This window comes from Rhizobium sp. SEMIA4064 (genome assembly GCF_003025035.1).
Classification (GTDB): Bacteria; Pseudomonadota; Alphaproteobacteria; order Rhizobiales; family Rhizobiaceae; genus Rhizobium; species Rhizobium paranaense.
This window is the reverse complement of record NZ_PYJN01000005.1, coordinates 142,259-161,486: the sequence shown is the minus strand read 5'-3', so window position 1 is coordinate 161,486 and position 19,228 is coordinate 142,259. Positions and strand designations below refer to the sequence as shown.

20 protein-coding genes are annotated in these 19,228 nt (G+C 59.9%); 12 read left to right on the top strand and 8 right to left on the bottom strand.

Annotation, left to right across the window (positions count from 1 at the left end):
- Positions 1 to 283: 283 nt before the first annotated feature.
- From lptC to ptsN, 6 genes are all read left to right on the top strand, one after another.
- Positions 284 to 970, top strand: coding sequence for an LPS export ABC transporter periplasmic protein LptC (gene lptC / locus C9E91_RS02570; protein ID WP_107106802.1), 687 nt, complete (start codon positions 284 to 286; stop codon positions 968 to 970).
- Complete coding sequence (locus tag C9E91_RS02565; protein WP_107106801.1) at positions 967 to 1,629, top strand: LptA/OstA family protein; 663 nt, start codon at positions 967 to 969, stop codon at positions 1,627 to 1,629. The genes lptC and C9E91_RS02565 overlap by 4 nt, the downstream gene beginning before the upstream one ends.
- A gap of 37 nt (positions 1,630 to 1,666) precedes the next feature.
- Positions 1,667 to 2,449: an LPS export ABC transporter ATP-binding protein gene (lptB, locus tag C9E91_RS02560; RefSeq protein ID WP_181316000.1), complete on the top strand. Its 783-nt coding sequence runs from the start codon at positions 1,667 to 1,669 to the stop codon at positions 2,447 to 2,449.
- A gap of 193 nt (positions 2,450 to 2,642) precedes the next feature.
- On the top strand, positions 2,643 to 4,196 hold the full coding sequence (gene rpoN, locus C9E91_RS02555; protein ID WP_107106799.1) for an RNA polymerase factor sigma-54: 1,554 nt from the start codon (positions 2,643 to 2,645) through the stop codon (positions 4,194 to 4,196).
- A gap of 250 nt (positions 4,197 to 4,446) precedes the next feature.
- The gene (hpf, locus tag C9E91_RS02550; protein ID WP_028751007.1) at positions 4,447 to 5,022 is read left to right on the top strand and encodes a ribosome hibernation-promoting factor, HPF/YfiA family; all 576 of its coding nucleotides are present in this window, start codon (positions 4,447 to 4,449) and stop codon (positions 5,020 to 5,022) included.
- 88 nt (positions 5,023 to 5,110) lie between these two features.
- The gene (ptsN, locus tag C9E91_RS02545; RefSeq protein ID WP_107106798.1) at positions 5,111 to 5,575 is read left to right on the top strand and encodes a PTS IIA-like nitrogen regulatory protein PtsN; all 465 of its coding nucleotides are present in this window, start codon (positions 5,111 to 5,113) and stop codon (positions 5,573 to 5,575) included.
- Positions 5,576 to 5,666: 91 nt separating this feature from the next.
- Here ptsN and grpE read toward each other — a convergent pair whose 3' ends face one another.
- On the bottom strand, positions 5,667 to 6,308 hold the full coding sequence (grpE, locus tag C9E91_RS02540; RefSeq protein WP_107107036.1) for a nucleotide exchange factor GrpE: 642 nt from the start codon (positions 6,306 to 6,308) through the stop codon (positions 5,667 to 5,669).
- Positions 6,309 to 6,529: 221 nt separating this feature from the next.
- Between grpE and C9E91_RS02535 the strand changes: the two genes are divergently transcribed.
- Positions 6,530 to 6,964 carry a GFA family protein gene (locus C9E91_RS02535; protein WP_107106797.1) on the top strand — a complete coding sequence of 145 codons (435 nt, stop codon included), beginning with the start codon at positions 6,530 to 6,532 and terminating at the stop codon, positions 6,962 to 6,964.
- Positions 6,965 to 7,011: 47 nt separating this feature from the next.
- Here the strand turns inward: C9E91_RS02535 and hrcA are convergent, their stop codons facing one another.
- Positions 7,012 to 8,100, bottom strand: a complete 1,089-nt coding sequence (hrcA, locus tag C9E91_RS02530; protein ID WP_107106796.1) for a heat-inducible transcriptional repressor HrcA — start codon at positions 8,098 to 8,100, stop codon at positions 7,012 to 7,014.
- A 172-nt stretch (positions 8,101 to 8,272) separates the two neighbouring features.
- On the opposite strand from hrcA, the gene rph reads away from it, so the two are divergent.
- From rph to hemW, 4 genes are read left to right on the top strand one after another with little or no spacing between them, the layout of a single operon-like run.
- Positions 8,273 to 8,989, top strand: a complete 717-nt coding sequence (gene rph, locus C9E91_RS02525; RefSeq protein WP_107106795.1) for a ribonuclease PH — start codon at positions 8,273 to 8,275, stop codon at positions 8,987 to 8,989.
- 19 nt (positions 8,990 to 9,008) lie between these two features.
- Complete coding sequence (locus C9E91_RS02520) at positions 9,009 to 9,422, top strand: VOC family protein (RefSeq protein ID WP_107106794.1); 414 nt, start codon at positions 9,009 to 9,011, stop codon at positions 9,420 to 9,422.
- An 11-nt stretch (positions 9,423 to 9,433) separates the two neighbouring features.
- A complete protein-coding gene (gene rdgB / locus C9E91_RS02515) occupies positions 9,434 to 10,078 on the top strand; it encodes an RdgB/HAM1 family non-canonical purine NTP pyrophosphatase (RefSeq protein ID WP_107107035.1) in 645 nt (214 codons plus the stop codon).
- Positions 10,079 to 10,114: 36 nt separating this feature from the next.
- Positions 10,115 to 11,290, top strand: coding sequence for a radical SAM family heme chaperone HemW (gene hemW, locus C9E91_RS02510; protein WP_107106793.1), 1,176 nt, complete (start codon positions 10,115 to 10,117; stop codon positions 11,288 to 11,290).
- A 17-nt stretch (positions 11,291 to 11,307) separates the two neighbouring features.
- Here the strand turns inward: hemW and C9E91_RS02505 are convergent, their stop codons facing one another.
- Positions 11,308 to 12,231: a DMT family transporter gene (locus tag C9E91_RS02505; RefSeq protein WP_107106792.1), complete on the bottom strand. Its 924-nt coding sequence runs from the start codon at positions 12,229 to 12,231 to the stop codon at positions 11,308 to 11,310.
- Between the two features lie 156 nt (positions 12,232 to 12,387).
- Between C9E91_RS02505 and gcvA the strand changes: the two genes are divergently transcribed.
- Positions 12,388 to 13,284, top strand: coding sequence for a transcriptional regulator GcvA (gene gcvA / locus C9E91_RS02500; RefSeq protein WP_107106791.1), 897 nt, complete (start codon positions 12,388 to 12,390; stop codon positions 13,282 to 13,284).
- Positions 13,285 to 13,290: 6 nt separating this feature from the next.
- On the opposite strand, the gene C9E91_RS02495 is transcribed toward gcvA, so the two are convergent.
- The 5 genes from C9E91_RS02495 to mutM form a co-directional block, all read right to left on the bottom strand.
- Positions 13,291 to 14,373 carry a saccharopine dehydrogenase family protein gene (locus tag C9E91_RS02495; protein ID WP_107106790.1) on the bottom strand — a complete coding sequence of 361 codons (1,083 nt, stop codon included), beginning with the start codon at positions 14,371 to 14,373 and terminating at the stop codon, positions 13,291 to 13,293.
- Between the two features lie 144 nt (positions 14,374 to 14,517).
- Positions 14,518 to 16,071 (bottom strand): chromosomal replication initiator protein DnaA, encoded by a 1,554-nt coding sequence (gene dnaA, locus C9E91_RS02490; protein WP_107106789.1) that lies wholly within the window; start codon positions 16,069 to 16,071, stop codon positions 14,518 to 14,520.
- Between the two features lie 881 nt (positions 16,072 to 16,952).
- Positions 16,953 to 17,228: a 30S ribosomal protein S20 gene (gene rpsT, locus C9E91_RS02485; RefSeq protein WP_107106788.1), complete on the bottom strand. Its 276-nt coding sequence runs from the start codon at positions 17,226 to 17,228 to the stop codon at positions 16,953 to 16,955.
- A gap of 191 nt (positions 17,229 to 17,419) precedes the next feature.
- On the bottom strand, positions 17,420 to 18,193 hold the full coding sequence (locus C9E91_RS02480; RefSeq protein WP_107106787.1) for an enoyl-CoA hydratase: 774 nt from the start codon (positions 18,191 to 18,193) through the stop codon (positions 17,420 to 17,422).
- A 17-nt stretch (positions 18,194 to 18,210) separates the two neighbouring features.
- Positions 18,211 to 19,101, bottom strand: a complete 891-nt coding sequence (gene mutM / locus C9E91_RS02475; RefSeq protein ID WP_107106786.1) for a bifunctional DNA-formamidopyrimidine glycosylase/DNA-(apurinic or apyrimidinic site) lyase — start codon at positions 19,099 to 19,101, stop codon at positions 18,211 to 18,213.
- Positions 19,102 to 19,228 lie beyond the last annotated feature (127 nt).

The window sequence follows — 19,228 nt, the reverse complement described above, 5'->3', positions numbered from 1 at the left end:
CCGGATATACAACACCTTGAAACGGGCATAATCCTTCGCGAAAATCCACTTCAATTTTCGAGATTGTGTCCAGGCTTTCCATGCGACGTTTCGTCAGATAGGGCGATGACCGATCGGGCGAAACCGCCGCGCATTATATTTTTTTGCTAAAATTGCTTGTGGCAGAAAAAAATCCATATTGGCAAGCCAATGCAATAATGCGAAACGATCTGGCAGGCTTGTTGGCACAGTCTGTGCATGACTCGAACGTGTTTTTCCGGATCAGAGAAGACGGACCTGTTGCATGCTCAATACTATCGAGACCTCCGGCCAGGCGATCGGCTCCGCGCCAGAAAGAAACGCGTATAAAGACGCGATCTTTCATTCCTCGCGCGTGAGAAGACTGAAGATCCTGCTTCCCCTGGCCGCGTTGATCGTCTCGCTGATCTTCATCGCGGTTTCGGTCGTGCGCGCATATCTGCCCGAAAACATTCAGATCGAAGGCGCAAGGATCGAGGATGGCAAGGTTGTGATGGAGCGTCCCGCCATCGCCGGCCGCAACAAGGACGGCATCAATTATTCCATGCTCGCCGAAAAGGCGCTGCAGGACATCAAGAATCCCAATATGATCACGCTCAAGACCATCAAGGCATCTATGCCGGTCAACAACCAGGTGATCGCCCATGTGACGGCTCAGAGCGCGGATTTCGACCGCCAGGCCGACACACTGAAGCTCACCGCCCCCTTTACCATTCTGATGGACAACGGTTTGCGCGCAGAATTCAGAACGGCCTTCCTCGACGTGAAGAAGGGTGACCTCTCCAGCCAGGATCAGGTTGCAATCTACAGAGGAGGCATGTCGGTTGTTGCACAGTCGCTCAAGATGACGGATAAGGGGAGCGTAATCGAATTCGACGGGCAGGTTCAGATGCATATCGAACCAGCCGGACTCCATAATTCAGCTAGCGAGCAACAGCCGGGCGGTTCATGACAAACGATTGGCGACATTCTCTTTTCAACTCTGGCCTGCGTAAGGCAGCCATTCTCTGCGCCTTTAGCGCAGTTGCAATTTTTGCGGCGACGGAAGCGGGCGCCCAGGCAACGACGAGCAGCATGCCTGGCCTGAAGCTTTCCAAGGATCAGCCGATCCAGATCGAAAGCGACAAGCTGGAGATCCATGATGCGGAAAGCCAGGCGGTCTTCACCGGCAACGTCAAGGTCGTCCAGGGCACCACGACGATGCAGGCCGGCAAGATGACGGTCTTCTATAAGAAGAAGCAGCCTGCCGACGCCAATGCCAAGCCGGCAACCGAAAATCCGGTCGCAAACGCCGCCAAGCAGCAAAACCAGTCGCTGGTCTCGGGCGATGCCGATATCGACCACATTCTGGTCACCGACAAGGTCTACCTCGTTTCCGGCACGCAGACAGCGACGGCGGATGACGGTTCCTTCGACATGGCCAACCAGCTTGCCGTTCTCAAGGGCCAGAAGGTCGTGCTGACCGACGGGCCGAACGTATTCACCGGCTGTCAGCTCACCGTACATATGGCGACAGGTGAAGCGCAACTGGATGCCTGCGGGGGTCGCGTCCAGATTCAGCTCGACCCAAAATCGCAGCAAGTGCAGCAGCAACAGCAGAAAAAGAACTGATCCCGGTCTTCTCGTGACGATATCGACTACACCCACCTTGCCCGGCGCGTCCGGATCGAGCACTGCGGCATCCGGCACCGCGGACAAAGCGCGTTATCAGGGAACCCTGATCGCGCGCGGCCTCACCAAAACCTACCGCACGCGGCGCGTCGTCAATGGCGTCTCGCTCGTCGTGCGGCGCGGCGAGGCCGTCGGCCTGCTCGGACCGAACGGTGCCGGCAAGACGACATGCTTCTACATGATCACCGGGCTGGTGCCGGTCGATGAAGGCACGATCGAGATCGACGGCAACAATGTCACCTCGATGCCGATGTATCGCCGCGCTCGCCTGGGCGTCGGCTATCTGCCGCAGGAAGCCTCGATCTTTCGCGGCCTTACGGTGGAAGAGAACATCCGCGCCGTTCTTGAAGTCCATGAAAAGGACAAGAAGAAGCGCGAGCGGAAGCTCGACGAGTTGCTGGAAGAATTCCATATCCGCAATCTCCGCACGGTGCCGGCGATCGCCCTCTCCGGTGGTGAGCGGCGGCGTCTGGAAATTGCCCGCGCATTGGCGACCGACCCGACCTTCATGCTGCTCGACGAGCCCTTTGCGGGCGTCGATCCGATCTCGGTCGCCGACATCCAGAATCTCGTGCATCACCTGACGGCGCGCGGCATCGGCGTTTTGATCACCGACCACAATGTCCGCGAGACGCTCGGCCTGATCGACCGCGCCTACATCATCCATGCCGGCGAAGTGCTGACCCATGGCAGGGCCAACGACATCGTCAGCAATCCGGAAGTGCGTAAGCTCTATCTGGGTGACAATTTCAGCCTTTAAAAAGCTGCGGTTGAACCGGCGCGCGCCCTCCCTTACCAGAGGGCGTAGCGCTCCCGAAATTCACCATCCTGACACAGTTCCGCTTGACCAAACCCAATAAAAAAGCAATTTTTGGGCCAGTTGGAATTTTGCGGATTTTTCATAGCGAAGAACGCGAATTCCCAAAGAGAGGAAGGGGAGTTTCGCGTCCGCCATGGCATTATCGGCCAATCTTTTCCTGCGCCAAAGCCAAAGCCTGGTGATGACACCGCAACTGATGCAATCCATCCAGTTGCTGCAGATGACGCATTTTGAGCTCACCCAATTCATCGCGCAGGAAGTCGAAAAAAATCCGCTGCTCGAATTTACGTCAAATGACGAGGATATAGGCAGCAACGGCGACCGCGAGGCGAAGGACGAAAGGTTCGATGCCGCGGATGACAGCCATGGTGATGATGACCGCAACAGCGGCGATCTCGCCAGCGACTGGTACGAGAGCGAAAATACCGGCCATGCCGACCGGCTGAACGACGAACTCGACACCAATTTCAGCAATGTTTTTCCCGACGATGGCGGCCCGCAGCGCGCGGATGCGCCGGAACTGCTCAGCCAGTGGAAATCCATGCCTGGCGGCGAAGCCGGCGAAAGCTACGATCTCGATGATTTCGTTGCCGGCCAGATTTCGCTGCGCGACCACTTGAACGAACAGATTCCCTTTTCCCTGCCCAGCATGGCCGACCGGCTGATTGCCCAGCATCTCGTCGACCAGCTCGACGATGCCGGCTATCTGCAGGCCGATTTGAACGAAACTGCGGAGCGCCTCGGCGCCAGCGTTGCGGATATCGAGCGCGTGCTTGGCGCATTGCAATTGCTCGACCCTCCCGGCGTGTTTGCTCGTTCTCTCAGCGAATGTTTGGCAATCCAGCTTCGCCAAAAGGATCGTTTCGATCCGGCCATGGAACGGCTGATCCAGAACCTTGAACTTCTCGCCCGGCGCGATTTCGCGACGTTGAAGCGGCTCTGCGGCGTCGACGAGGAAGATCTGCTCGACATGATGGCCGAGATCCGTCAGTTGAACCCGAAACCGGGCAGCGGCTTCGAGACCGGCATATCCGAGGCGATCATGCCCGATATCGTGGTGCGGCCGTCCTCCGACGGAGGCTGGCTGGTGGAGCTCAATCCGGATACGCTGCCGCGCGTCCTGGTCAGCCAGTCCTATTTCGCTTCCGTCTCCAAGACGAGCCAGGATCACGCCTTCCTGTCGGAATGCCTGCAGAATGCCAATTGGCTGACGCGCAGCCTCGATCAGCGCGCCAAGACGATCATGAAGGTGGCGAGCGAGATCGTCCGACAGCAGGATGCCTTCCTCGTGCACGGCGTCGACCATCTGCGGCCGCTCAATCTGAAGACCGTGGCGGACGCGATCAAAATGCATGAGTCGACGGTCAGCCGCGTGACCTCGAACAAATACATGCTGACGCCGCGCGGTCTGTTCGAGCTCAAATATTTCTTCACCGTCTCGATCAGCGCCGTCGAAGGCGGCGACAGCCATTCGGCCGAGGCCGTGCGCCACAAGATTCGTCTTCTGATCTCCCAGGAGAGCCCGGAGGCCGTGCTGTCAGACGACGACATCGTCGATACCCTAAAGAAGGGCGGCATCGAGCTTGCTCGCCGCACGGTTGCAAAATACCGCGAAGCGATGAACATTCCCTCTTCCGTACAGCGCAGGCGGGAGAAGCGCGCGCTGGCAAAAGTGGCCGGCTTTTAGCAATTTTCTCGGCTTCAACCGCAGACTGCGAATCCCCTAACAGTTCCTTAAGATTTAGTTGACTTTCCGATGTGGCGGGGCTAGAAGCCCGCCGCAATCGGTGCAGGACATCACTGCCATGAACTTATCCCCACCATCCCCAGGGCGCCTGACAAACGCAATTTGTCTTTGACCGCGTGAAGTGCTTGGATGAGCTTGAGGCTTGGCGTAAACTGGCGCGCCCAATAACCGCTACAAGAAGGGAAACTCCATGAGTGTGCGTGTCTCCGGGAAACATATGGAAATTGGTGACTCCTTCCGCCAAAGGATTGAAGACCAGATCGGCATGGCTGTGACGAAATACTTCGACGGGGGGTATTCGGGCCAAGTGACGGTACAGAAATCCAGTTCCCGCTTCGCAGCCGATTGCAAACTTCATCTCGACAGTGGCGTTGTCCTGCATGCCGCCGGAGAGGCAATGGACCCGCAATTGGCGTTTGACGCGGCGTCTGAGCGCATCGAAAAGCGCCTGCGCCGCTACAAGCGTAAACTCAAGGATCACCAGGCCGGCAACCACACCAATGGCCTCGCCGAAGTCGCCTATACCGTCATGGACGGTGTTCCGGACGACGAAGACGAGGTCCCGGCCGATTTCGCGCCGGCGATCGTCGCCGAAAGCACGAAACAGCTAAAGACCATGTCGGTCGCGACCGCCGTGATGGCGCTCGACATGACCGACGAGCCGCTGCTGCTTTTCCGCAGCCCCGGCAAGGAACATCTGAATATCGTTTACCGTCGGCAGGACGGCAACATTGGCTGGATCGACGCAGCCAATATCAAGGGCTGAGAAAGGAAGATGAGCGACGGCCCCAGGCTGTAACAGCCGGCCGCCGCTCCTCCGTCATCGGATCTCGGCGACACGAAGGATAAAGAGAATGGCATTGGCAGATTTGCTGCACCAAGATGCGATCATCCCCGCCTTGAGGGCAAATTCCAAAAAACAACTGCTTCAGGAGCTGGCAGCCAAAGCCTCCAAATTGACCGGACTGCCCGAGCGCGAGATTTTCGACGTCGTGCTGCAGCGGGAGCGCCTGGGCTCCACCGGCGTCGGCAATGGCATCGCCATTCCGCACGGCAAGCTCAACAGCATCAAATCCATCATCGGTATTTTCGCGCGCCTGGAAGCGCCTGTCGACTTTGAGGCACTGGACGACCAGCCCGTCGACCTCGTCTTCCTGCTGCTCGCCCCCGAGGGCGCCGGCGCCGACCATCTGAAAGCGCTGTCGCGCATTGCCCGCGTGCTGCGCGATCAGGATCTCGTCGCCAAGCTGCGCGCCACCGAATCCGCCTCGGCGATCTACGCTTTCCTCAATGAAGAGCAGGCGTCTAACGCGGCCTAACGGACTGGATCGCATCGGACCACGGCAAAAGAAAAGAGCCGGATGATCTCACATCATCCGGCTCTTCTCTTTTGCTATTACCTGAAAATGATCAGGCGTCTTTTTCGTCGAACGGGCTGTTGGCGCCCGGTTCGGAAATCTCGGCAACCTTCGGGCCGCCCTTGGCAACGCCGACCATGGCCGGGCGAAGAACACGCTCGCCGATGACGAAGCCGGCTTGCACCACCTGCACGACCGTATTGTTCGGTACTTCGGTGTTCGGCACTTCGAACATCGCCTGATGGAAGTTGGGATCGAACTTCTGGCCGACCGGCTCGATCTGGCGGACGCCGTGGCGCTCCAAGGCCGAGAGCATGGAGCGCTCGGTCATTTCCACGCCTTCGATCAGCGTCTTCAGGCCGGCATCGGCTTCGGCGCGGGCGTCGGCCGGAATGGCTTCCAGCGTGCGGCGCAGATTATCCGCAACGGCAAGCATGTCGCGGGCGAAGCTGGCGACGGAATAGGACTTGGCATCCTTGACGTCACGCTCGGTGCGACGGCGCAAGTTGTCCATTTCGGCGGCAAGGCGCAGATAGCGGTCACGCAGATCGCTATTTTCGGCCTTAAGCAGCTCGACCGGATCCGGCTGCGAAGGCTGGCCCGCATCCGCGGTTTCCGCAGCCTCTTGCGCAAAGTCCGCGGGATTGTCAGTCGCCGTGGCGTCAGGTCCGGTTTTCGTTGTTTCGTCGGTCATGACGGTCTCCGAATTGCTTTGTCTTTTGAATGAGCCCGATATCGAGGTTTGGCCGGAAAAAATCAAGGCTTTGTCGCGAAGAACAGCCATTTCCCGGCAATCCAGCCCTATTTGCCCAAATACCAATCGGGTGAAAATGCCTCCCCCGTTGGGGCTTCTACTATCCAAGACCCTTTCCGGGTATAGTCGGGGCCGTTTCAACACGACATGAGGGATCGTCCATGTCCAGCAGCCAGTCCCATTCGGGCAAATGTTTCTGCGGCGCGGTGGAAATCGCGGTCAGTGGCGAACCGGTGGCGATGGGTTATTGCCATTGCGACTCCTGCCGGGAATGGTCGGCAGAACCAGTCAACGCCTTTTCGCTCTGGCCACCGGAAGCCGTGCATGTCACCAAGGGCGCTGACCACATCGGCAGCTACCAGAGAAGCGAAAAGAGCCTGCGCAAATGGTGCAAGATTTGCGGTGGCCATCTCTTGACCGAGCATCCCTTGTGGGGCGTGACCGATGTCTACGCCGCCATTATCCCAACCCTCGACTTCCAGCCGATGCTTCATGTCAACTACGAGAACACCGTGCTGCATCTGAGAGACGGCCTGCCGAAACAAAAGGACATGCCGGCGGAGATGGGCGGATCGGGAACCCTGCTACCCGACTAAAACGATCTCTGCGCGTTCAATGAAGGCCCGCCCTGCGGAGGCTTTCGTCACATCCCTGGCCGCGACAGCCTGGAAATCAGTTGGGCGGTATAGTCCACCATGGGCACGATGCGGGCATAATTCAGCCGTGTCGGACCGATGACGCCGACGGCGCCGACGATGCGGTCGTCGTCATCACGATAGGGCGCGACGATCAACGAGGAGCCGGAGAGCGAAAAGAGCTTGTTTTCCGAGCCGATGAAGATGCGCACGCCCGGCCCGCTTTCGGCCAGGTTCAGGATCTCGATCAGGCTGTCCTTCTTTTCGAGATCGTCGAACAACAGGCGCAGGCGATCCAGATCTTCAGCACCGCCCACTTCGGCCAACAGATTGGCGCGGCCGCGCACGATGAGCTGCGTCGGCTTGCCCTCATCCCCGTCGCCGGACCAGACGGCGATCCCGCGTTCGACGAGCTCGCGCGACAGAATATCGAGTTCCTGGCGCACACTCTCCTTCAACGTCTGTAACTGACGGCGCAGCTCCGGCAGTGTCTGGCCGGTCATGTGGGCATTGAGGAAATTCGCGGCTTCCGTGAGCTGCGAGGAGGTAACGCCGGCCGGTAATTCGATGATGCGGTTTTCCACCTGATCGTGATCGCCGACGAGCACGGCCAGCGCCTTGGTCGGCTCCAGGCGGATGAATTCGACGTGCTTCAGCACCGGATCGCTCTTCGAGGTGATCACCAATCCGGCGCCGCGCGAGATGCCCGACAGCATGCGGCTTGCCTCGGTCATCACAGATTCCATCGGCTGGTCTCGGTTGCTGCCACGCACCTGACGGTCGATGGTGGCGCGGTCTTCTGCGGAGAGATCGCCGACCTGCATGAAGGCGTCGACGAAAAAACGCAGGCCGATCTGCGTCGGCAGACGGCCAGCGCTGATATGCGGCGAATAGATGAGACCGAGCTCTTCCAGATCGCTCATGACGTTGCGCACGGAGGCCGGCGACAGAGACATGGGCAGCAAGCGCGAGAGATTGCGCGATCCCAGCGGTTCGCCATTTTCAAGATAGCCTTCAACGATACGGCGGAAGATTTCCTTCGAGCGTTCGTCCAGCGCTGCAATGGCATCCGAAACCGACGATGTCGTGAACCCCATTTCGCTGTCAAATCCGTTCTGTTGAGCCTTAGTCAAAATATAATCATTCAGTTAGCAATGGCAAAAGGGAAAAATATCAACGCTAGCACTACAAGGCCCTTCAGCCTGCTTTTCCTTTGCAAAAGCCGCCGGTGGATCGTAGAAGCGGTCAATAAACTTTCAGGAGAGCAGAATGCGGCCTTCAGGCAGAAAAACCGACCAGATGCGCAAAGTGTCATTTGAGCGCAATTTTTCCAAGCACGCGGAAGGCTCTTGCCTGGTCAAATTCGGCGATACGCATGTGCTCTGCACGGCAAGCCTGGAAGAAAAGACGCCGCCATGGCTGCGCAACAGCGGCAAGGGCTGGATCACGGCCGAATACGGCATGTTGCCGCGCGCCACCGGTGAACGCATGAAGCGCGAAGCCGCCGCCGGCAAGCAGGGCGGCCGCACGCAGGAGATCCAGCGCCTCATCGGCCGCTCGCTGCGCGCCGTCGTCGACCTGCAGGCACTGGGCGAACGCCAGATCACGCTCGACTGCGACGTCATCCAGGCCGATGGCGGCACCCGCACGGCCTCGATCACCGGCGCCTGGATCGCGCTCTACGACTGTCTGAAGTGGATGGAAAGCCGCAACATGATCAAGACGGACCGTGTCCTGAAGGATCACATCGCCGCCGTTTCCTGCGGCATCTTCGCCGGCCAGCCGGTGATCGACCTCGACTATCTCGAGGATTCATCCGCCGAGACCGATGCCAATTTCGTCATGACCGGCGCCGGCGGCATTGTCGAGATCCAGGGCACGGCCGAAGGCACGCCCTTCAGCGAAGAAGAATTCACAACCCTGATGCATCTCGCCAAAAACGGCATTGCCGAGCTGGTGGAGCTGCAGAAGCAGGCGATTGCCTGACCGAAGAGGCGGTCAACCGATGAGCCCGTTGATGGAAGGCATTCTGGAAACCGCTCTTTATGCGGACGATCTCGATGCAGCCGAGGCCTTCTATGGCGGCGTTCTCGGACTGCAGAAGATTTCGCGCGGCGGCAACCGTCATGTCTTTTATCGCTGCGGGCCGGGCGTGCTGTTGATCTTCAATAGCGCGGAAACCGTCAAGCCGCACGAACCGGGTGCCCTACCCGTGCCGCCCCATGGCACGAAAGGGCACGGTCACGTCTGCTTTCGTGTCAGCGGCAACGACATCGAAGCCATGGCGCAAAAGCTGAAGGCTGCCGGGGTCGATATCGAAGCCGATTTTCAATGGCCGAGTGGCGGCCGCTCGATCTATTTCCGCGACCCGGCCGGCAACAGCCTGGAATGCGCCGAACCCCGGATCTGGGGCCTATGACAGGACAGGATATGCGCAAGCTCGATACCAAGACCATCGTCGTCGCCAGCCACAATGCCGGCAAGATCCAGGAAATTCGAGACCTGATCGGCCCGCTCGGTTTTGCTGCCAAATCTGCCGCCGATCTCAATTTCATCGAACCGGATGAAACCGGCACCACCTTCGAGGAAAATGCCGCGATCAAGGCGCTGGCCTCCGCGCATGCCTCCGGCCTGCCGGCGCTATCGGACGATTCTGGCCTGGTCATCGATGCGCTGGGTGGCGATCCTGGCGTCTATACGGCCAATTGGGCGGAAAAGCCTGACGGCACCCGTGACTTCGCAATGGCAATGCAGAAGGTCGAGACTGCGTTGGAAAAGGCCGGTGCCGCTTCACCGGAGAGCCGCACGGCGCGCTTCGTCAGCGTGCTTTGCCTCGCCTGGCCGGACGGGCATACCGAGTTTTTCCGCGGCGAGGTCGAGGGCACCGTCGTCTGGCCGCCGCGCGGCACCCAGGGTTTCGGCTACGATCCGATTTTCCAGCCCAAGGGGTATGACACCACCTTCGGCGAGATGAGCGCCGGACAAAAGCATGGCTGGAAGCATGGCGACTCCCAAGCGCTTTCCCATCGCGCCCGCGCCTTCAAGATCTTTGTCGAAACCTGCCTGGAGGCGTAAGCTAACCCCGTGGAAATCGTAGATACGCAGGACCTGATGCGCGGGGCGCAATTGCTACCGGATACCGGCGAACCCGGTTTCGGCGTCTATGTGCATTGGCCCTTTTGCGCGGCCAAGTGTCCCTACTGCGATTTCAACAGCCATGTCCGCCATCAGCCGGTCGATCAGGAGCGTTTCGCTACCGCCTTTCTGAAAGAAATGGCGACGATGCGGATGATCAGCGGGCCGAAGACGGTGACCAGCATCTTCCTCGGCGGCGGCACGCCTTCGCTGATGAAGCCGGAAACTGTCGGTGCGATCCTCGACGGCATTGCCCAGACCTGGCATGTGCCTAACGGTATTGAGATCACCATGGAGGCCAATCCGTCCAGCGTCGAAGCCGAGCGTTTCCGCGGCTATCGTGCGGCGGGGGTCAATCGCGTGTCCATGGGCGTGCAGGCGCTGAACGACCGCGATCTGAAATTCCTGGGCCGGCTCCACGACGTCGCCGATGCGCTGAAGGCGATCAAGCTGGCGCGCGAGATCTTTCCGCGCATGTCCTTCGACCTCATCTATGCCCGCCCCAACCAGACCGTCGAGGAATGGGAGCGCGAGCTGAAGGAGGCGATTTCCTACGCCGTCGACCACCTCTCGCTCTATCAATTGACCATCGAGGAAGGCACGCCCTTCTATGGCCTGCACAAGGCGGGCAAGCTGATCGTACCGGATGGCGACCAGTCGGCGCTGCTCTACGAGGCGACGCAGGAGATTACCGAACGCGAGGGCATGCCGGCCTATGAGGTTTCCAACCATGCGCGCCCCGGCGCCGAGAGCCGCCACAATCTCACCTATTGGCGCTATGGAGACTATGCCGGCATCGGCCCCGGCGCCCACGGCCGGCTGACCCAAGGCCCGAAGAAGCTGGCGACGTCGACCGAGCGGAAGCCGGAAAGCTGGCTGGAGCTGGTCGAGCGCGACGGCCATGGCATCCTCGAGCAGGAGATGCTCGGCTTCGACGAGCAAGCCGATGAGTTGCTGCTGATGGGCCTGCGCCTGAAAGAAGGGATCGATCTCGTGCGCTGGCAGCAGCTTTCCGGCAGAGAGCCTGATCCGAAGCGCGAGCAGCTCCTGCTGGAACACGGCTTTATCGAGCGCCTCGGCAATTCCCGCCTGCGCTGCACACCGGCGGGCATGCTGATCCTTGATTCCGTGGTCGCGGATCTGGCGTGCTGAAAAGGCGGCAATCCACCCTACTCTGCCGCCACGCGTCTTCTCCCGAAAGCGAGTAATCGTCCATCGATCGCCGCAAGGCCGACCGCAATCATCGCCATGCCGATAAAGTGCTTCGGCTGCAATTGTTCGCCGAGGATCAGCGCGCCGAGCAGGATGGCGCTGACGGGGATAAGGAAGGTGACCAGCATCAGGTTGGTGGCGCCCGCCGTTGCCAGGATGCGGAAGAACAGGACATAGGCGATTGCGGTCGAGAGGATCGCCAATCCCGCCAGCGCCACCCAGGTCTCTGTCGAAGGCGTGCCGAGCGTCCAAGGATGATCGACAAAAAGGGCAACCGGCAGCAGCAGGATGGTCGAGGCCGTCACCTGTCCGGCCGCGGGAATGATGGGCGCGAGACCCATGCGACGGAAACGGCGGCCGAAAATGCCGGCGAGCGAATAGGAGAAGGCGGCGCCCAGCACGGCGAGCTGGGCCAGCACGTTCGAACCGAAGCTGCTCAGCACCGACGGGCCGATCATCAGCGCGACGCCGGCAAAACCGACGACAACGCCGATCAGGCGATTGCCGGTCATTTTCTCGTCCGTCGTCAGAAAATGCGCCACCACGACGGCGAAGAGCGGCGTCGTTGCGTTGAGGATGGAGGCCAGACCGCTGGCAATATGGGTCTGGCCCCAGACGATCAGCAGGAAGGGAATGACATTGTTGAGGATACCCATGCCGAAGAAGGCGGCCCAGGTCTGACGGTCGCGCGGCATCGCCTGGCCGGTCATCCGGACGATGACGTGCAAGGCTATCGCCGCCAAGGCGACGCGCGAGGCGACGATGGTGAAGGGCGGCAGTTGATGTACCAGGATGCCGTTGAACAGAAACGAGCCGCCCCAGAGGACCGATAATCCAAGCAGCATGCCCCATTCCGCAGCGCCCATAGATTTCTGCGCCATGGCGATATCTCCTGTTTTCCATTCTATGAGTTAAGCTCGATGCTGGTGAAGAAGCACTTTCTTGCCAACATCCGAAACTGATGGAATAATCCCGCTAATAGGAAGCTCTGGCAAACGAGTCTTTTTCGTTCGATCGTTTAGCTGAACTCAATCGTCATGGATCAATTGCCTTCCCTTTCGGCGCTGCGCGCCTTCGAAGCCTCGGCGCGGCATCTGAGCATGACGATTGCCGCCAGGGAGCTGCATGTGACCCCAGGTGCGGTCAGCCTTCAGGTGCGCGATCTCGAAACCGCGCTCGGTGTGCGGCTTTTCGACCGTCGGGCGCGGGGCCTGGCATTGACGGCTGACGGTGCGGATTATTTCGCGACGCTGCGCACCGCCTTTCGCCTGGTGCGAGAGGCGACGGCGGCACTGACGATGCGGGCACGCGATACGGTGCTGACCGTCACCTGCACCGCGGGCTTTGCCACACACTGGCTGGTGCCGCGGCTGATGCGTTTCGAACAGGCGCATCCCGAGATCGATCTCAGGATCAGTGCCTCGCACCGGATGATGGATTTCCAGCGCGACGGCATCGACATCGCCATCCGCCACGGGCTCGGCGGCTATGAAGGCCTGGCGAGCGAGCGGCTGCTCGATGACGAATACGTGCCGGTCTGCACGCCTGAGACCGCCGCTTCGCTTGGCCCCTCACCCACAGCCGACGCGCTGGCTGGCCTGACGCTGATCCATGATGTCTACCGGCGCGATTGGCAGCTCTGGCTGCAGGCAGCGGGCGCAACCGGGGTCGACGCCACGCGCGGGCCGATCTTCACCGACGGCACCGGCGCTTACCATGCCATGAAAGCGGGGCTCGGCATCGCGCTGATGCGGCGCTCCTTCATCGAAAAAGATTTGGCAGAGGGCACGATTGTTGCGCCCTTCCCGATGGGGCTTGCCAGCACGCTGGCCTACCATCTGGTCTATCCGCCCGCCGCGTTGGAACGGCCGGCCATCGCCGCCTTCCGTACCTGGCTGTTTTCCGAGGTCTCGCATACGCCGCCACCGGCATAGGCGGCGTCATCCGTGATGCGTGATGCCACCCTTGAACAGGCTGCCGGTCCGCGTCTCCAGGAAGGTGTCGAGCGGAATATGTTCCTGATGCAGGAAGCCAGTCGACGGCAAACGGCCGGCGCGTACCAGCTCGATAACGGCGACGACGGAGGCCGATGTGGTCCAGGAAATGGCGGTGCGGCTCTCGCCGACGACTTCGATCGGATAATAGGCCCGCACGAATTCCCGCCGGCGCAGATTGCCGTTGATCGTGCCTTCGGCGGAAACATGGACATAGACGACATCGTCATCGACCGGCGGCTTCGCCTCGGTCAGGATCTCACCGGCAAGCTGGCGGCGGTCGCGCATCAGCAACTCATGGAAGAAGAAATTCATCAGCTCCATGTGGCCGGGATATCGCATGGTTTTATAATCGAGGTTTTCCACCCGGCCGAGCATGGTGCTGCACATGGTCCCCAGGCCGCCCGAGGTGGTGAAGGCTTCGAGCTTGACGCCGTTGACATAGAGCGTCTCATGCCATTCCATCGGCGAGACCAGCTTGCGGACACCACCCTCGATGACTTCGCAGTCATTCAGATATTCGTTGACCACGCCCTCCGGCGACCAGTTGAAGGCATAACCCAACAGTCCGGTCGGATTCTGCGGCAGGGCACCGACGCGCATGCGGATCGAGCGGCAGCGATCAAAGACATCGGCAAGGCTCGCACCGACAATGCCGACGAAACCGGGCGCCAGGCCGCATTGCGGCGCCATCAGGCCGCGCGCGCTCTTTGCAAGCTCGATAATGCCGTTTGTGGTCGGCACATCCTCGGTCAGATCGAAGTAATGAATGCCGGCGCCATGGGCAAGGCGCGCCAGATCGGCGTTCAGGTGAAACGGAAGGCAGGAGAGCACGGCATCGACGCGGGAAAAGAGATCGCCGATCAGCGCCGGATCGGAGACATTTCCGACCTCACAGGCGAAAGGCACGGCCTCCGCGGGCAAATGCGCGTCGATGCCGGTGACGGCGAAACCGCTTTCATGCAACAACGTGGCGGCGAGCCGCCCGACCTTTCCAAGACCGAGAACGGCAATCCTGTCAAAACCCATAGACATCCTCCCGTTCGGCGCGCCGGCCTCCTCCGGCCGGGCATCCGATTCAGTATTTCAGACATCTATAGAATAAAAGCCGCATAAATGAAAACGGCCGGCGATGAAGCCGGCCGTGGATAAAATTGCCGATAACGGCGCGTCTTATTCGTTGATCAGACGCTTCAACAGCTCGATTTCATGCGACAGCTTGCTGTCACCGGAAATCAGCTCCTCGATCTTACGCACCGCATGCAGCACGGTCGTGTGGTCACGACCACCAAAACGGCGACCGATCTCTGGGAAGGAGCGCGGCGTCAGCGTCTTCGACAGATACATGGCGATCTGGCGCGGCTTGACGATGACGCGGGTGCGACGGTTGGAAACCAGCTCCTGGCGGGAGACATTGTAATGGCGCGCCACGATACGCTGGATGTCCTCGATGCGGACACGGCGCGGCTCGCCGGAGCCGACCAGATGGGCCAACAACTCGTCAACACGCTCGACCGTCAGGTTCGGCTCGAAAGAACGGCGGAAGATCAGTTGGTTGAAAGCGCCTTCTAGCTCACGGCCGCTCGCGGTCACATTGCGGGCAACATGCGAGAGAAGTTCGGCCGGGATTTCCAGCGACGGATCGTCCATGCGGGCAGCATCCAGGCGGCGCTTGAGGATTTCGAGACGCATCTCGTAGTCCGGCGCCTCGACCTCGATGGCGACACCGCCCTGAAGACGCGAACGTACGCGCGGATCGAGCGATTCAAGCTCCCAGGGCGCGCGGTCGGCGGCAACGACGACCTGCTTGGCGCTGTCGAGCAGCATATTGAGCAGATGGCAGAACTCATGCTGGATCATCTTGCCCTGCAGGAACTGCATGTCGTCGATGATCAGAAGATCGATGTTGCGCAGCGAGTCCTTCAACGTCAGCGCGTCATTGTCGCGAATGGCGGTGGCGAAGCGCCACATGAAATATTCCGCCGTCAGATAGACGACGCGCAGTCCGCGCGGATTCTGCACGGCAGCATTGGCGATCGCCTGCAAAAGGTGCGTCTTGCCGAGGCCGACCGTCGCATGGACGAAGAGCGGATTGAAGCGCACTGCGCCGGAGCCGGCTTCAGCAATCGTCTTGGCGGCAGCAAGGCCGACGCGGTTGGAGCTGCCTTCGACAAAGGTATCGAAGGTAAAGCGGGAGTCGAGCGGCGAGCCGAACAGCGGCGCACCTACGGTCGCCGGTCGGGCGGCGGCTGCCGCGGAGATCGTCTGAGCAACGACCTGGCCGGCAGGCTGGGCAACCGGGCGACGGATCGGCGCCACGGAAGCCGTGTCGGGCACCGCTACATGTTCGTCCACGCAAGGCTTCGCGCCGTGGCGGGTCGCCGTGCGTACGAGAATTTCAACCTTCAGGATTTCAGCATCTTCTGCCTGGAACAGGTTGGTGATCAGATCGAGATAACGATTGTTGATCCAGGACTTCAGAAACGTCGTCGGAACAGTCAGCCGTACGACGCTCTTCGATACCGAATGCAGCTTAAGCCGCGCAAACCAGCTAGCATAAACATCCGGACCGACCTGAGCCTTCAAGCGCGCACTGACACGCTCGAACAATACGTTATGCTGCATATCTCCTTTTTCCCCCGCCGCTTCAAGACAAACCGCACTGAACGCCTGCTGTGCATTGTCCCCGTTTTCCAACGCACCCGTCGTTCTCGTAATCATTTGCATAATGCCGCCTTCCACAGTCTCTTTTTATAGGGCGGTTTTGGATAATACCGCCGCCCTTAGGTCTACGCCATGGCATAGCGGTCGCGCTCGTGGTTCCGAGCTTCGCCGCATACCGGTTCATCAGCCGGGTCCAAGCCAATAGGACCTTACGCGAAACACCCTGGCGAAAACTGCTCCCCGAGCGGCCTTCGTCTTGGTGTTTGCATCTGAAGCAGTCGCCCGGTCCTCGTATTCCGACCGACTGCCCCAAACGGCTGTCAATTTTTCTCCCCTCCCCGCAGCCACGCTTGGGACTTAGGCTGCAAAGAGCAGACAAGTTTCCTCGTTCCGCAGGCGTTACCGCCAGTGGCCTTAACTCGTCAACTGTTTGAAAAAACGGAACTGAACCGCTCCGTCACAAGGAACAAAAACCACCCCCCGCTGCCGTGACTGGCAGTGTTCGCCGAAGCCGTTTGAGATGATGTCCGCGCCCCTTGTTGAAAGTCATTTAGGCAGGATCGTAGGCTGAGATCAACGATGAATTTTACACAAAATTAAGAGGCGGTCCTTGACTCCGGAGGCCGTTTTTGAGTGTCACAACCCCGTCAAAAAAGAATCGCTTTTGAATCAAGGAGATTCCCGTTCAGCGCGATTCCCACAGCTTTCAAAACAAAAAAATAAAAAAAATCCTTGACTCACCCGGGAGCCCGCGGGCCGTCATGCAGATCACCCAATATCGGGGCATCCTGCTATAACCGCTTGTTTTTAAACGGTTTTTTCTGTCACCTCAGTGACATGGTCAGCCGGCTACATTTTTACCATACAGCCCAATTTTGGCTGAATCCAAAAAGCCCGGCACAAGGGCCGGGCTCAAGTCTAACGATCAAATCGTTAAGGAAAAATTACGCGGTCGGGGCCGAAAGTGCCTTCACACGCTTGGCAAGACGCGAGACCTTGCGGGAAGCGGTGTTGGCATGCAGGACGCCCTTGGTGGCAGCGCGAGCCAGTTCCGGCTGCGCTACGAGGAAGGCTTCCTTCGCACGATCCGCATCACCCGATGCGATGGCTTCTTCGACCTGGCGGACGAAAGTGCGAACGCGCGAGCGACGAGCCTTGTTGACATCGGTGCGGCGGGCGATCTTGCGGGTCGCTTTTTTCGCCGAGCTGGTATTGGCCATGTATGCCTCTCTTAGAATTCGAACATAACTCCGTCAGTGCAGCGCGGGCCTTGCGGCCACTTCATCCAGCAATGCGGGAGCAATTGCGGAAAACCAGATCGGCTTTCCAAACTGTGGCGGGCATATAACCGGAATGAGCGTCGGCGTCAACGCGGATTCTCACGGAACCCGCGCAATTCCGGAATCTCGCTTCACCTGTTCTTGAAGACGGGTTTGCGCTTCTCGATGAAGGCCGCCATGCCTTCCTTCTGATCCTCGGTGGCAAACAGGCTGTGGAACAGCCGGCGCTCGAAGCGCAGGCCCTCTTCCAGCGTCGTCTCCAGCGCCCGGTTGACCGCCTCCTTGGCCATCAGCACCGAGGGGCGCGATAGTGAGGCGATCTTGGCGGCGGCGGTCAGCGCCTCGTCGATCAGCTTGTCGGCCGGCACGATGCGCGACACGAGGCCGGAACGCTCCGCTTCAGCGGCATCCATCATCCGGCCGGTCAGGATCAGATCCATCGCCTTCGCCTTGCCGACGGCGCGCGTCAGGCGCTGCGAACCGCCCATGCCCGGAATGATGCCGAGCGTGATCTCCGGCTGGCCGAACTTTGCCGTATCGGCAGCAATGATGAAGTCGCACATCATGGCAAGCTCGCAGCCGCCGCCGAGCGCAAAGCCGCTGACGGCCGCGATGACGGGCTTGCGCGCCTTGGCGACCTCGTCCCAGCCGCTAATGAAATCGCTCTTATAGACATCGGCGAATTCGAGCGGCTGCATCTCCTTGATGTCGGCGCCGGCGGCGAAGGCCTTTTCCGAGCCCGTCAGCACGATTGCGCCGATCGCCTCGTCCGCATGAAAAGCGCCATACGCCTGCTTCAATTCGGCAAGCACCGTCGAATTCAGCGCATTCAGTGCCTGCGGCCGGTTGATCCTGATGAGACCGACGGCCTCATGCGTTTCGACGATGAGGGTTTCATAGGCCATGTGTCTCTCCCTTCACATTAGCTTTGGCAGAAGGCGCAATAGAAAGAAGAGCGCCCCGCCTGGACGATGCGGGCGACCGTACCGCCGCAGCCGGGCGTCCTGCAAGGCTCCGCCTCGCGATCGTAGACGGAAAAGGAATGCTGGAAATAGCCGAGCGAGCCATCCGTCTGGATATGATCGCGCAATGACGAACCGCCGGCGGCTATGGCATCGGCGATGACCTCGCGGATTGCGACGACCAGCTGAAGCAATTGCTCTTTCGGCTGGCCGGCTTCGGTCACCAATGTCCCGGCGGCGCGCTGCGGCGACAGATGCGAACGCCATAACGCCTCGCACACATATATATTGCCGAGCCCGGCGATATTCTTCTGGTCGAGCAATGCGCTTTTCAGCGGCTGCGCCTTGCCCGAGAAACGTTCGGCCAGATAGTCGGCGCTCAATTCATTGCCGGTCGGCTCCGGGCCGAGATCGCGGAAGGAAGGATGACTCGCAAGATCCGCGCGCCGGACGATGTCCATGAAGCCGAAACGGCGGGGATCGTTGTAAATGACGCGCGCAGGGCCGTTGGCGCCCTTTAAATGGAAGATGACATGATCATGCTTCTCGTCTTTCGAGCGCGGATGATGGAAGTCACCCGGCGTATCGGCAATCGCTCCATTCTCGATGCGAAACGAGCCGGACATGCCGAGATGCGATACGATCGTCATGCCATCATCGAGATCGATCAGCAGATATTTCGCGCGGCGCGACAGCGACGTGATGCCGCGGCCGGACGCGAGGCGCGAAAACTCGGGCGGAAAGGGAAAGCGAAGATCGTTGCGCCGCAGCTCCAGTTCGGCGAGCAGCGCACCTTCCATCGAAGGCGCAAGCCCGCGCCTGACGGTTTCGACCTCTGGTAATTCCGGCATTGCTATCCATCTTTATGTTTCAACCGCTTATGATCTGAGCTATAGCCCAAAGCATTGCGGCTGGTGACCTGGCTCAGGAGATAGCGTGGCAAACGCGATTTCGCTATGGTCCGCCACGAATTTATGT

Coding starts and splice junctions, on each gene's coding strand:
- C9E91_RS02535 (WP_107106797.1), top strand. CDS start 6,530: ATGTCCAGCAGCCAGTCCCATTCGGGCAAATGTTTCTGCGGCGCGGTG.
- ptsN (WP_107106798.1), top strand. CDS start 5,111: ATGGCATTGGCAGATTTGCTGCACCAAGATGCGATCATCCCCGCCTTG.
- C9E91_RS02505 (WP_107106792.1), bottom strand. CDS start 12,231: ATGGCGCAGAAATCTATGGGCGCTGCGGAATGGGGCATGCTGCTTGGA.
- C9E91_RS02565 (WP_107106801.1), top strand. CDS start 967: ATGACAAACGATTGGCGACATTCTCTTTTCAACTCTGGCCTGCGTAAG.
- gcvA (WP_107106791.1), top strand. CDS start 12,388: ATGGATCAATTGCCTTCCCTTTCGGCGCTGCGCGCCTTCGAAGCCTCG.
- dnaA (WP_107106789.1), bottom strand. CDS start 16,071: ATGCAAATGATTACGAGAACGACGGGTGCGTTGGAAAACGGGGACAAT.
- hemW (WP_107106793.1), top strand. CDS start 10,115: ATGCGCGGGGCGCAATTGCTACCGGATACCGGCGAACCCGGTTTCGGC.
- rpoN (WP_107106799.1), top strand. CDS start 2,643: ATGGCATTATCGGCCAATCTTTTCCTGCGCCAAAGCCAAAGCCTGGTG.
- grpE (WP_107107036.1), bottom strand. CDS start 6,308: ATGACCGACGAAACAACGAAAACCGGACCTGACGCCACGGCGACTGAC.
- hpf (WP_028751007.1), top strand. CDS start 4,447: ATGAGTGTGCGTGTCTCCGGGAAACATATGGAAATTGGTGACTCCTTC.
- C9E91_RS02495 (WP_107106790.1), bottom strand. CDS start 14,373: ATGGGTTTTGACAGGATTGCCGTTCTCGGTCTTGGAAAGGTCGGGCGG.
- hrcA (WP_107106796.1), bottom strand. CDS start 8,100: ATGGGGTTCACGACATCGTCGGTTTCGGATGCCATTGCAGCGCTGGAC.
- C9E91_RS02520 (WP_107106794.1), top strand. CDS start 9,009: ATGAGCCCGTTGATGGAAGGCATTCTGGAAACCGCTCTTTATGCGGAC.
- rdgB (WP_107107035.1), top strand. CDS start 9,434: ATGCGCAAGCTCGATACCAAGACCATCGTCGTCGCCAGCCACAATGCC.
- C9E91_RS02480 (WP_107106787.1), bottom strand. CDS start 18,193: ATGGCCTATGAAACCCTCATCGTCGAAACGCATGAGGCCGTCGGTCTC.
- lptC (WP_107106802.1), top strand. CDS start 284: ATGCTCAATACTATCGAGACCTCCGGCCAGGCGATCGGCTCCGCGCCA.
- rph (WP_107106795.1), top strand. CDS start 8,273: ATGCGGCCTTCAGGCAGAAAAACCGACCAGATGCGCAAAGTGTCATTT.
- rpsT (WP_107106788.1), bottom strand. CDS start 17,228: ATGGCCAATACCAGCTCGGCGAAAAAAGCGACCCGCAAGATCGCCCGC.
- mutM (WP_107106786.1), bottom strand. CDS start 19,101: ATGCCGGAATTACCAGAGGTCGAAACCGTCAGGCGCGGGCTTGCGCCT.